The following is a 13,178-nucleotide window of genomic DNA, read 5'->3' as shown; positions in this document are numbered from 1 at the left end:
CGGCTCGTTACGCGCCGGCCAACCTTCGCGCGAGCGTATCCGCCACCGTTGCGAGGTTCGGCTCGACGACGAGATCGGTATGCGCGCCGTCGATGTTCTTCACCAGCAGACCATTCTTCGCGACGCGCTGCCAGGCCGGCAGTGGATCGCCCTGCCCGCCTTCCCTGACGGACGCGCGCACGTAGACAATCGGGCTGCCGAGATAGCGGCGCGGACGGTACGTCGCCATCGCGACGCGCATCGACTCGCGCACCTGCCGCAGTACCGGCGGCAGGCCCTGCGTATCGGCTGCCGGCCTGGAAGCCATCTTGCCGAGCCGCATGCGAATCCGGTCGGCGGCTCCGGACACCCTGTCCTTCAGGTAGGCAAGGCGACCGCTTGCGGAAAGCGCGCGGAACGCTCGCACGCGCTTCGCCATGACCTCGCACTGGAAGCCGAACCACGCATGCAGCGGCAAATAGCGTTCATCGACGTAGGTATCGAGCAGACACAGCAACTCGATCTTCTCGCCCGCCGCAACAAGCTGCTGCGCTATCTCGAACGCGACTAGCCCGCCAAACGAATAGCCGACCAGCGCATACGGACCGCTCGGCTGCACCGCGCGCATCTGCTCGACATAGACACTCGCCATCTCCTCGACGCGCCGCTGCGGCTCCTGGTCGCCATCGAGCCCGCGTGCCTGCAGGCCGTACACCGGCCGCTCGCTTTCCAGCGTGCCGGCAAGCGTCAGGCACTCCATCACCGAGCCCGTGATGCTATGAAGCATGAAGACAGGCCGCCCGCGCCCGGCACGCATCGGCACGACGTTGGGATGCGCGCCCTGCACGCCTTCTCCCGCGATGACGGCCGCGAGCCGCGCAATGGTCGGCGCGATGATGAGCGTCGCAAGCGGCAGGGTTCGGCCGGTTGCCAGCCTTATTTCGGCGAGCATCTGCGCGCCGAGCAGCGAATGGCCGCCGAGTTCAAAGAAGTTGTCGTCGAGACCGACCGGCGAGAAGCTGAAAAGCTGCTCCCAGAGCGCGCATAGATAGACTTCCACCTGCTCGGCCGATTCGCCGGGTTCCGGCAACTCGCGACGTGTGCGGGCAAGCGCGGGATGCGCGCTGATATTCTCGACGCATCCGGGGTTCGCCAGCGACGACAGGTTGCGCACCGGCAGCCCGTTCACCGCATCGCGCGCGGCCACCTCCGATGCCTTGCCGTTATGCGTGACGGGCAGCGCTTCGACTTCGGCGATCACGTCCGGCACGAGCGCCGCCGAACCCTGCAGCATCAACTCACGCCGCACGCGCGAAGCGAGTGCCGCGCTCATCTTCGCGCCCCTGCGCAACACGAGCAGCAGCACGACGCGCTGGCCTGATCCGCTCGCGTCATGGGCAGTCTGCGCGACGACCATCGACTGATTGATCTCGCCAATACTGCTGACAATGCGGTAGATCTCACCGGGGCTCACGTTGATGCCGCGCACATTCAGCACGCCGTCGCTGCGTCCATGCAGGCGCGCCGATCCCTGCGCCGAAAACTCGATGATGTCGCCGTGCGTCCACACGCCCGGGTTCGCCTTGAAATAGGCGGAGTGAAAGCGGGCGCCGTCCGCGTCGCCGAAGAAGCCAAGCGGGCGCGACGGAAACGGATTGACGCACACCAGTTCGCCGGTCATGGAGGTGAGTGCGCCCTCGTTCCACGCCTGCACATCGAGGCCGAGACTCCTGCACTGTGCTTCGCCTGCATAAACCGGCAGATTCGGGTTGCCGAGCACGAAGCAGCCGATGATATCGGTGCCTCCTGAAATCGACTGGAGCTGCAGCGGCTTGACGTAGGAGCGCACCCATTCGAACTGCGAGTCGTAGAGCACGGCGCCCGTCGACATCATCGCGCGCAGCGCATCCAGCCCGAACTGCTCGCCAGGTTTCAGGCCCGAGTCCTCGCACATCTTCAGATAGGCGGGACTCGTGCCGAACACGGTCACGCGTTCATCGGCGACCAGCCGCCAAAGTGTGTCGACTTCCGTAACCGGTCCGTCGTATGTGACGATCTCGGCGCCCGAGGCCAGCACCGACAACTGCCAGTTCCACATCATCCACGAACAACTCGTGTGAAAGTACAGCTTGTCGCCCGGACCCAGGTCGCTGTGTAACTGATGCTCTTTCAGATGTTCGAGCAATGTGCCGCCGGCGCCGTGCACGATGCACTTGGGCTTTCCCGTCGTGCCCGACGAGAACATGATGAAAAGCGGATGATTGAACGGAAAATGCCGCCATTCGAACCGTGCTGCGTCACCGTGAACGATGAGATCGCGCAGCGAATGCTGAGGCTGGCTGACCGTGCTCGGCAGCGGCGTTTCATCCAGACAGATGACGTTGGTGAGCGTCGGCAATGCCGCGGCCACCGCGGCGACGTGCGCGGCGATCGAGCCAGCCGTATCGAATGAGCGCTGCGTCGTGTGCGCAAACAGCATGCGTGGCTCGAGCGGCTCGAAGCGGTCGAGGATCGCCTGCACGCCAGTTTCAGGCGCCGCGGTGGATAGCGTCGCGCCAACCGCCGTCACCGCGAGCGCCGTGATGATGGCCTCCGCGTCGTTTCGCATCATCGCGACCACGCGGTCGCCCGGACGCAAACCGAGTTCGCTGAGCGAATAGGCAAGGCGCGCGACCCGGTCGCGCAGATCGCCGCGCGTCATCGTTTCGCGGCGGCCATCGGCATAACGCGCGGTGAGTGCCGGCGAGTCGTCCGGCGCGATCCTTCGCCCAAGAACGCTTTGGGCGTAATTCAGTTCGACATGCGGAAAGAAAAGCGCGGTCTCGCATTCGTCGCCGATGCAGGCCGTCTCCATGCTACCGCCCCATTCCATTCCTCCGGTCCACTGCAGAAAGCACTGCCAGAAGCGGCGGAATTCGCGCGTCGAATAGGCATGCAGTTCTGGATAGTCCGCGAAACGCTCGCCGGTGAAATTCTCCAGCGCCGCAGTGAAGCGTGACATGCGCGATTGAGCGACGCGCTCCGGCAAGTTCTGAAATAGGGGTTCGCGCGCATACATGCGTATGCTCGCCCCGACGACCCTCTCGTGATTCATCCGCGCACCCGTATTGGAACAAAGCTTTATAAGTATTTATCTGTCTGCCGGCAGGCGCCGGCGACCAGTCGCATTCCGACAATGCCTTGTGCTTGACCATGAGCACCGTCCCCTCGCAAACAGATTACTGCGCGAGGCAACGATGCTATGTGCGACCTCACACAAAATTACATGCGTCGCAAAGAACGTCTCGTGGCACGATGCTTTAAATACCGATTTGTTGCGAGCAGATGAATCTAATTCTCGCGCCGCTTTGCGCTGTGTTATCTAGCGTACCGAACGCCCGCGCAAAGCACGCTCCAATCGACCGAAAACCATCAAACTGGAAAGAGGATCAGGCTCATGCGCTGCACGATAAGAACATTGGGCGGTGCGTTTGCAAAAGAGATTGCAACATCCGTTCTTCGCCGCGCGGCCGGCTTCGTGGCCCCTGTTCGGCCGTCCACGAGGGGAAGAATGTGAAACGATGGATTCCAGCGCTTCTAAAAGCGGTCGTGGTCATCTCCATCGCGCTGCCTGATGCAACCCGCTATCGTGCGCAAGGGATCGGGACGTCCGCACCCTGGATAGGCACGTGGTCAGTTTCGCCATCCATCACGGACGATGACGGCTTCAATAATCAGACGTTGCGGCAGATCGTGCGCACCAGCATCGGCGGAACATCCGCGCGAATCCATCTGTCGAATCTATTCGGCTCCGAGCCTCTGGTAATCGGCGAAGCTCAAATCGCGCGGCGCGCGCAAGGTCAAAAAACAGTGGTCGGCAGCGACCGCGCCGTCACGTTCGGCGGCCAGCGGAACGTCACGATTCCCGTGGGCGCTTCGGTCGTGAGCGACCCGATCGCGTTCGAGGTCCCTCCGCTTGCCGATGTCGCCATCAGCCTCTATCTCCCCGTGCGAACCCCGCCGCGTTCGACGGGCCACGTCGATGGCCTGCAAGACCTGTATATTGCCGCTGGAGACGTGGGCGCCGACCCGGCCTTTACCGGCGGGACCACAATCTCCCCAGGCGGCCAGTCCTACTATTTCTTGACGAATCTCGACGTGCAGAACGAGGCGGCGACGGGCGCGATCGTCACGTTTGGCGCCTCCATAACCGACGGCCTCATATCGAGTGTCAATGGCAACCGGCGCTGGCCCAATCGCCTCGCGATACGGCTGCAACAGGCCGGAATGACGGTGGGCGTGCTCAACCAGGGCATCAGCGGCAATAACTTCTTCACCAATAGCGCCGGCCAGTCTGGTCTCAGACGCTTCGGTCGCGACGTGCTCCAACAACCGGGTGCGAAATGGGTGGTCATCTCGGACGATGCAATCAACAATCTGAACACCGACAGACCTTCCACGGCTCCGCAGTTGATCAGCGCATTGCGGCAGCTCGTCGAGCGGGCGCATCGCGCCGACATCAAGGCAATCTGCTCCACGCTGACGCCGTTCGGCGCGACGGACAGCATCGAAGCTGCGCGTCAGGAAGTGAACGCATTTATCCTGAGTGCGACTAGCGGCTGCGACGCGGTACTCGATCAGGCGAAGGCAGTCAGCGACCCTGCCAATCCCGCTGTTTTACTGCCGGCCTATAACAGCGGCGATAACCTCCATCCAAACGAAGCGGGCTTGCAAGCAATCGCCAACGCGTTAGATCTGGATGCGCTGACGGCCGGGTCGCCCATTCAGGCGCCGTAAGCGTGCGGTCAGAGGATCGCGTTCCGCGAGAACCGCTTCACCGCGACATGCGAGCCGCGGGCCGTCCGGCGGTTGTGCAGGCAAACTCATTTACGCAACCATCTTCGGCGTCCGTTCGATTTTCGTGCTCCAGCATTGTTCTTTGAAATCTTCTTTTTATCGGACGTAGAAAACAGGACGTCCACCACCGCCAGCAACGAGAGCACGACAACCGCGACGAAAACAACCGTCCCGATGATGCCCAAAAGAGTCATATGACCTCCGTGAGTCAAGGGCAAGCGCGGATCGATGCAGGCTTTACCAATCCCAGGGTTTGCAATCTAATCACATGTCATTGCGCATGCGGACGTTGTTGGCACATCCGGGTGCCACACCCGATTAGCTAGCTCAACCCTGCCTTTCCTATAACGCTCCATTAAGTTGTTAGCAAGACACGCGATACCCGCGCCGCCCCCCCTGAGCGGCTGGCAGGCAAAAGCGCCTGGAGCGGCTCAGGGAGGACGACGAGTTCTGCACTGTACCTCACCTGCCCGCGTCCGTTAAGCCGCAGCAAGAATCCCATGGCTGGGAATATGACCACGGCGGCGTTCATCGCGCCTGGATCACTGCCCATTAGCCGGGTTGCTTATTGTCCGCGTATTCCCGCGCAGTTTGATTTGAGTGTGCGCAGCGCCGCAGAAGAGGCGTGCCTTTAGCTCCAACATCGCCATCAAATACATTAAAAGAAGGGGGACCAAAATGGCGATCGGTAAATATACGGCACCAGGTTGAATCGCCTGGATTGAACGCTCCACAGTCGTTCGCGCCCATCAATCGATTCCAATAAATCAGGCTCGCCATGACCACATTAACCACAATTATTCTAATAGTTTCAGTATGGCTCTTCGTCGTACTCTTCCTTTGCGCGCTGGTTCACAACGGCGCAATACGGGAGCGAGAGGAATACGAAAGGCCGCTCGCAAGCGGGAAGAGGAAGGCTCACGCACGGCGTCCGGTTACTCGCGACGATGCCGATAGCGCTCACGCAGACTCGCCCGAGATTCATGGGCCGTCCGGACGAAAGAGAACGCCGTGATAGGGAAGGATGTGAATTCTGACAGCCCCGGCGTCACGCGGGGCTGTTTGCTTCAATAGCCCCGCATGCTGGATTCACCGAGTGCCGTCTACGACTCTGCTTGATGACTCGCCATCGCAAAGGCGTTGTGCAGTCTGCCGAGATGCAGTATCGAGAGGGGATTTATACTGCGGTGAGTCACAATTTACCGCGCGTTTTCATCCCGTCGATAAGAGTCAATCTCCCCGCCCGGTTGAACGTATGCACGCGATCTATGCTTGCGTCCCAGTTGGCTTCTATCCGGCTGGCCGGCGTCTCCTTGTAGGTCGTCTCGTCGATTACGTCGATACGCTGAAACGACAATGCGCGCCCGTATTTGCCGCTGCAATCCTGCGCGGGCCGATACCACTGCCCCTGGTGCTCGAAAATGTTCCCTGCGGGGCGGGCAGTTCTGATATCCGACACGATCGGGTTGCACGGATGAGGATGCCAGTCCTGCGTCAACAGCGAATCGGACCAGAACAGAAACAACTCGTCGGACAGCGGTGCGTGCTCGTTTTCCCGCATGCAGGCGAACAGCCAATATTTGCCGTCGTGACGCCAGATCGTGGTGTCAACGGCCATGACGTCGTCCATCAGGTTCATGACGTGTTCCCATTGATCCGGGAACCGCGTGCACCGGTAAATCTCGATGGCCTTGCTCTCGTTCGTCTCCGGAATCATGTAGAGCTCACCGTCCTCCTCCAGCATGAAAGGATAAGACAGGTGATACGGCCGCTCCAGAATCTTCACAGGAGGCAAGATCGGTTGATCGTTGGCATCGAAACGGATAACCGAAAGATGACCCCTGTTCTTCGAGTATTCAAGTTCTTCGAGGAACACCGCATACTCGCCATGTCTTTCGACGACAAACGGGTCCGCCCAGAAACGGTCCTTGGGAGGCACCAGTTGCTTGAATTCGAAAAGACGGTCAGGGAGATGACCGTTCTCGCCGAAGTGATACAGCAGCATCCACTGTTCGAACTTGCGCAGTCCGCTTGCCTTCTTTGCAACGGTGCGCGCCAACAACTGGCCGATGAACTTGCCATAGGATCCGCTGGTCGGCTCGGCGATTTTCTCTCCGGAATAGAACGCCGGCGGCGTATCAGCCTTCGTGTATTTCAGCCTGAAGTTTTCCTCGCCGATCTGCCTAAGCTCGCGCAACCTTCTCGGCGCGAACGAAAGCGTCTTCCAGTAGCAGTGGCTGCGATTCCTGTGAATCGACACCGGGTAGGTCATCGACCAGGATCTTTGCAGCGTGTGCGGGCGCTCGCCCGCGCGGGTCTGAAACTGCAAGGCGGACGCCGTCGTTGCGCGGTCGAGAAGAATGTCCCACACGCCGACGGGTCCATCACGTTCGACAACCTCATCACCATGCCGATACGACCAGATGCCGCAAGAAGCCGTATCGAAGATCTCGCCGCAAGGGCGCAGCGAGCCCAGCCGCAAGAATACGGTGATGCCATAGGCGGCGATGTTCGCGAGGTCGCGAGCATCTAAGTGATCCCCGCATTCCCTGCTCTCCACCTCGACATTCAAGGTCGGGATTCCCGGCAGCGTCGAGACCAGCGGCTCGGTCCTGAACGCGTCATGTCCAACCTTGACGAGCCGCTTGTCGAGCGCCATCCACAGCGACAACAGCCACGGAGCGGCCTGCGCAGCGATCTTCTTTTCCGGCCGCTGTTTATACGCATATTTGACGACAAGGGCGACCTCCATGCCCTCCTCCGTGGCAATCTGCCCCAGCATGTGATTCACCCAGGCCGGCAACGCAATGTCGTCGACGAGAACCCCGACCTTTATCTTGTTCATCGCTGATTGTCTTCGTAGATCAATATGCATGTGCCCCGCGCGTCATTCCACCGTCACCGATTTCGCGAGGTTGCGCGGCTTGTCGACGTCGGTCCCTCGCGTACACGCCGTGTGATACGCGAGCAATTGCAGAGGCAGCACGTGCAGGATCGGCGACAACGCCCCGTAGTACTCGGGCATCTGGATGACGCGCAGCCCTTCCTCGTTTGACAGATTCGCATCGGCATCGGCGAAGACGTACACCTGGCCTCTGCGCGCACGAACCTCCTGAATGTTCGACTTGAGTTTCTCCAGCAAGCCGTCGTTCGGCGCGGTCACGACGACCGGCATCGCATCGGTCACGAGCGCAAGCGGTCCGTGCTTCAGTTCGCCGGCGGGATAGCCCTCGGCGTGAATGTACGAAATCTCCTTGAGCTTTAACGCGCCTTCCAGCGCGATTGGGAAGTGCGCCCCGCGGCCGAGGAAGATCGCGCTGTCCGTGCGCGCGATCTCGTGCGCCCACGCGATGATCTGCGGTTCGCGCGCAAGCACGCCCTGCAGCGCCGTGGAGAGGCCCGAGAGCTGCGACCGATAGTTCGCTTCCTGCTGGTCGTCAACGTATCCGCGTGAGCGGCCGAGCGTCACCGCGAGAACGAACAGCGCCACGAGTTGCGTGGTAAAGGCCTTGGTCGATGCGACGCCGATCTCGGGCCCGGCTTGCGTAATGAACGACCAGCGCGACTGTCGCACGATCGCGCTCGTCGCCACGTTGCAGATGGCGAGCGTGTGTTCCTGACCCAGCGATTGCGCATGGATCAGCGCACCCAGTGTGTCGGCGGTTTCGCCCGATTGCGAAACGGGCACCACGAGCGTGTTCTTGCCCGCGATCGTCTCGCCGTATCGGTATTCACTGGATATCTCGACCTGGGTCGGAATCTTCGCGATCGATTCGAACCACGCCTTGGCGGTCATCGCGGAATAGTGACTCGTGCCGCAGCCGAGCAGCAGGATGCGGTCGATCTGCGCGAACGCATTCGGATCGGTTGCACCGAAGAGCGTGGCGTCGAACGCGCTGTTGCGGGGGAACGTTTTCGACACAGCGAGCGGCTGCTCGAAAATTTCCTTTTGCATGAAGTGACGGTACGGCCCGAGCGCTGCCTCGGTGGGCGGGTGGCGCAACGTGCGCGCCTCGCGCACGACCGGCTCGCCGTCGCGGTTCATGATGCGAGTGCCGCTGCGGGAGAGGTCGGCGATGTCGCCGTCCTGCAGGAACACGAACCGGTCGGTGACATCGGACAGCGCAAGCGGGTCCGACGCAAGAAACGATTCCTTGCCGTTTATCCCGATCACGAGCGGCGAGCCATATCGCGCGCCCACCACGCGTTCCGGTTCGGCTTTGCAGAAGACGGCGATTGCATAGGCGCCGCGCAGTTCGCTTACCGCGCGACGCACCGCATCCGCCAGATCGCCCTGGTAGCAACTGTGAATCAGGTGAGCGATCACCTCTGTGTCCGTCTGGCTCGCGAATTCATAGCCCGCGCGGCTCAGTTTGATTTTCAGCGCCTCGAAGTTCTCGATGATGCCGTTGTGAACGATCGCGACCTCGTTCTTCGAGAAGATGGGATGCGCGTTCTGGGTCGCCGGCGCACCGTGCGTGGCCCAACGCGTGTGCGCGATGCCCGTCGCGCCTTCGAGGCCCATCTCGCGGACCTCGGCATCCAGGGAGCGAACCCGCGTCAGACTGCGCACGCGGTGTGGCGCGCCGTCCCGAAGCACCGCCACTCCGCAGGAGTCATAGCCACGGTATTCCAGCCGCCGCAGGCCTTCGAGCAATACCGGAACGACATTGCGTTCCGCGATCCCCGCCACGATTCCACACATATTCCCCTCCGATGGTTTAGCCCGTATCGCGACTCAACAGTGTTGGAATATCGCGTGGACTTCATAAAGCATGCTGTGATGCGCTAAAGCGATCCGTTGCTTCGCGCATATTTCTTCTCTATAGGCATCCGAATTAAATTGTCCGCCTCCAGGCAACGGCGGCGCCCCACAATCAACTCAAACCGTTTCTCCAAGCAGCTGGTCCGCGCTATGGCTGATGAGTTGCATCATCGCCGCCTTCGCGCCCCCTGCATCGCCAGCTTCGATCGCACGCACGACTTTCCCGTAGTCGGCGACCCGCGTATCGTACGCGAGCGCTTGCACGTGGGAGATCGCCTGCATGGCCCTCAGCCCCATCCGGACGATACTGCCCATCTGGCTGAGCAACGCGTCGCCGCTCGCATCGACGATGGCCGCCTGCAATGCGTCTTCGGCGGCTTTCTCCGCGACGTAATTCCCACTCGCACGCTGGAGCGTCTGATACATGGCGGTGATCGCAATGCGCTGATGCCGGTTCGCGCGAGTGGCCGCGAACGCAGCCGCGCGGGGGTCGACGAGCTTGCGGAACTCGATCAGCCCATGCAGATACTCCGGATCTGGCGTGGCGCGCAGCCGCCACTCGGCAACTTCATGATCGATGATCAGCCAGTCTTTCGCAGGCGTGATGCGGGTCCCCGTCTTGGTCCTGACATCGAGCATCCGGCGCGAAACGAGGATGCTGATCGCTTCGCGCATGATGGCCCGGCTCACTCCATGCTTCTTCGAGAGGATCACCTGCGGAGGAAGCACGTCGCCGTCGTAATCCCCGTTGATGATGCCGGTCACCAGTTGATTGACCACTCGCTTGACGAGCGAGGCTTCGAATCCGTGGTTCATTTTATTTTCTCGTCACACTGTGAAGTGTTATGTGCAAGATCCGCCTTTTCTCGAATCTTCGCCGTGGTTTACAAGGCTTTCCCCCGTGCCTTTGTATAACCACATGGTGCATCGGGTTTCGCTCCCGCAACGTACGTCCTCACACACTGACCATCTAAAGAAATTCAAATCGCAGCGCAACACGTCGCTCGCAACAGCCCGGGCGGCACGCATGAGCTACCCCGCCCTGCCGCCCGCACCTCAGTGGCGCGGCCGCTCCGCCCCACGCGGCGCGACCACCGGAGCGTGCCGCGTGATCATCAGCCAGCGCGGCGTCCTGATGCGCACGATCGCCACATAGAGCTGAACGTAGACCAGGATGAATGCGATGGTTGCGCCGGCAAGCGCGATCGGGCGGTCCCAGAAGAACGTAGCCGGAACAATGCCGACGAGGCTCAGCACCCACAGATAAACCGAGGTAAATGAATTGCGCAGCGCGCGCTGGCGCAGATTGCCCGCGTCGAGACCCTTTCGCACGATGCGCCGGTACACGAGCGTATGCAGATGAAGTCCGTCAGGAGCGCCCGCCGGCCTTCCGCGCACGATCCTGCGGCGATAGATGGAAAAGAGCGTCTCGAAGGTCGGATAGATGGCGACAGCCATGGCGTACCACGCAGACACGCCCGGGTTGCGCACGATCAGGAGGATGAGCAGCTCCGCCATGATGAACCCGACGAAATAAGCTCCGCCATCTCCGAGGAAGACGGAAGGCACCGGAAAGTTCCACAGCACGAAGCCGCCGATCGCTCCGATCATCGTCAGTGCCATGCTCATGATGAGCCAGTCGTTGACGCTGTGCGCGACGTAGCCGATCGAGGCGAAGATCAGCATCGTCACGACCGACGCGAGTCCGTTAAAGCCATCGATGATATTGACCGCGTTCGTCAGCCCGGCGACGCCGAGCATCGTGAAGCCGATCCCGATCGGCACGATGCGCAGCCACTGATCGACGAGCGGCAAGTCCACCCGCGTGAGCGTCGCGTGCATCAGCAGGCAGGCCGCGAGCGCCGAAGCGAGCGCGCACAGGAGCCGCACGCGCGGACTCACGCGCTTGGTCATGTCCTCGATCACGCCGCCCGCGAACACCGGCACGGCGCACAACAGGAGCAGCAGTTGACTCGTCCCGGGGTTGGTCGCCCACAGCGGCTGTATGACCGGTACGACAGTGGCGGCACATGCAATCCCAATTCCGCCGATTCGTGGCACCGCGTAGGCGTGGTTCTTCTGAATGCCGCGCAAGTCGTGGTCCATCGTAAGCGACCCGTGCAGACCCGAACTTCGCACGATAAAAAAGATAACCAGGAATGAGACAACAAAGCCAAGCGCAAGATTTAACATCTCGGTCTCCAATATTAACGGAGGAATTTTTATTTTCTTGTCGCTTGAACGTCTTTTTAGGACAAGGATAGTAATGCACACCGTCTCTTATTTTGAGTCTTTCCTCTGTGGCATTCCCAACACAACCCCGACACGATCATTTTATGAACCGACAAATAAGCGTAAATGCGGCGTGCTGCCGAATACGCCGGTTCAGGTTATCGGCGGATCGGGACGTGTATATGAAATGACCATTGCTCGTTCTCGTGTCCGGTTCGCACAGGAAGCGCGCTTCGCATTGACGAGCTCCCCGGCGGCTACCGGACACCTGCTCAGAGAAAGTACTTGTACGTGTCCAGCAGATAGTTCTTAATAACGTCGTAGGTCAAAATACCTAAGACAAAAGCGACGGTCCACAGGACCAGCGAATTCTTGAGGCGGATCTCCGGCAGCAGGAACGCCAACAGCAGCGGCCCATAGTAGACAATGCGCTGGGTCCCGAACGGATACACGAAGAAGGAAATGATCAGGAACATGAGCAGGCCGATATGCATGATCGCGATCTTATGGACGACCATTTCGCGCACCGTGTTCTCGATATTTTTTCGACGCAGCATAAGCACGAGCGTCGGTACGATCAGATACAGGGCGAGCGATATCAGGAAGTTCACCGTGAACTCTTCCTGCTGGGTGTATTCTTCGAGCCGGCGGCCGCCGAACGTGTTGAAAAGCCAGGCTGACGCCAGCGACATCGCGAGCGCCGCACCGACCACACCCACGATTGCCAGCGCCTTGCTTCGCCTCATGAGAACGTGCGCGAGAATCAGGAACAAGGCCGGATACGCGAACGTGGTGTGAACGATGCTGGCGAGAAGCGCGCCTCGAATGGGCTGCTGCCGGCACATCGCGAAGTACATGGCAATCGACAGAGCAAATCCCTGACGGATCTGAAATAGCCCGACCGTCGCGAGGCCGGTAGGGATCACCGCCCACAACAGCAGGCCGAGAAATGGCCGGCGCGTGCGGCTGAGGGCAAGCGCCATGAGCACGTTCAGCACGACAACCGTCAGCCGCACCGCGGTATCCGGTGAGAAGCCCAGTGAATCGATGCCTAGTACCCAGAGCCGCCAGCCGAGCTCATCCGTGATCGTCTTCACGATGAAGAGCACCGTCGAATGGCTAGTGGACCAAAGATGCATGATCCAGAGCGGATCGGCATCCCTGAAGTACGCAACGTAATTGTCCTGATCGAGCAGTTTGCTCCGATCGCCGAAGGCGATCCTGCACAGGATGAGCACTGCCAATGCCAGGAATGCCAGCATGGAAGGCCGCAACCATCGGTAGCCGACTGATTGGAACTGGAACTTCGAGTTGAGTTGTTGTGCCACTTTCATCTCCCTCTTGCCCGTCGGCTTGCCAGCCCTGC

The 13,178-nt window shown here is 60.7% G+C and carries 8 protein-coding genes; 1 reads left to right on the top strand and 7 read right to left on the bottom strand.

What is annotated here, in order from left to right:
• Positions 1 to 7: 7 nt before the first annotated feature.
• Complete coding sequence (locus P0D73_RS17195; protein ID WP_408432227.1) at positions 8 to 2,980, bottom strand: acetoacetate--CoA ligase; 2,973 nt, start codon at positions 2,978 to 2,980, stop codon at positions 8 to 10.
• Between the two features lie 551 nt (positions 2,981 to 3,531).
• On the opposite strand from P0D73_RS17195, the gene P0D73_RS17190 reads away from it, so the two are divergent.
• Positions 3,532 to 4,755, top strand: coding sequence for a GDSL-type esterase/lipase family protein (locus P0D73_RS17190; RefSeq protein WP_408178162.1), 1,224 nt, complete (start codon positions 3,532 to 3,534; stop codon positions 4,753 to 4,755).
• Positions 4,756 to 4,841: 86 nt separating this feature from the next.
• Here P0D73_RS17190 and P0D73_RS17185 read toward each other — a convergent pair whose 3' ends face one another.
• From P0D73_RS17185 to P0D73_RS17160, 6 genes are all read right to left on the bottom strand, one after another.
• On the bottom strand, positions 4,842 to 5,009 hold the full coding sequence (locus P0D73_RS17185; protein ID WP_408178163.1) for a hypothetical protein: 168 nt from the start codon (positions 5,007 to 5,009) through the stop codon (positions 4,842 to 4,844).
• A gap of 998 nt (positions 5,010 to 6,007) precedes the next feature.
• Complete coding sequence (locus P0D73_RS17180; protein ID WP_408432224.1) at positions 6,008 to 7,690, bottom strand: glucosamine inositolphosphorylceramide transferase family protein; 1,683 nt, start codon at positions 7,688 to 7,690, stop codon at positions 6,008 to 6,010.
• Positions 7,691 to 7,702: 12 nt separating this feature from the next.
• On the bottom strand, positions 7,703 to 9,520 hold the full coding sequence (glmS, locus tag P0D73_RS17175; protein ID WP_132377527.1) for a glutamine--fructose-6-phosphate transaminase (isomerizing): 1,818 nt from the start codon (positions 9,518 to 9,520) through the stop codon (positions 7,703 to 7,705).
• Between the two features lie 177 nt (positions 9,521 to 9,697).
• A complete protein-coding gene (locus tag P0D73_RS17170; RefSeq protein ID WP_132377528.1) occupies positions 9,698 to 10,396 on the bottom strand; it encodes a FadR/GntR family transcriptional regulator in 699 nt (232 codons plus the stop codon).
• Between the two features lie 240 nt (positions 10,397 to 10,636).
• Entirely contained in the window at positions 10,637 to 11,773 is a 1,137-nt protein-coding gene (locus tag P0D73_RS17165; protein ID WP_408178165.1) for an MraY family glycosyltransferase, read from the bottom strand.
• A gap of 311 nt (positions 11,774 to 12,084) precedes the next feature.
• A complete protein-coding gene (locus P0D73_RS17160) occupies positions 12,085 to 13,140 on the bottom strand; it encodes an EpsG family protein (RefSeq protein WP_165923923.1) in 1,056 nt (351 codons plus the stop codon).
• Positions 13,141 to 13,178: the final 38 nt, after the last annotated feature.

The organism is Paraburkholderia sp. RL18-101-BIB-B, assembly GCF_046026985.1.
Lineage (GTDB): Bacteria > Pseudomonadota > Gammaproteobacteria > Burkholderiales > Burkholderiaceae > Paraburkholderia.
This window is presented reverse-complemented; position numbering and strand designations above follow the sequence as displayed.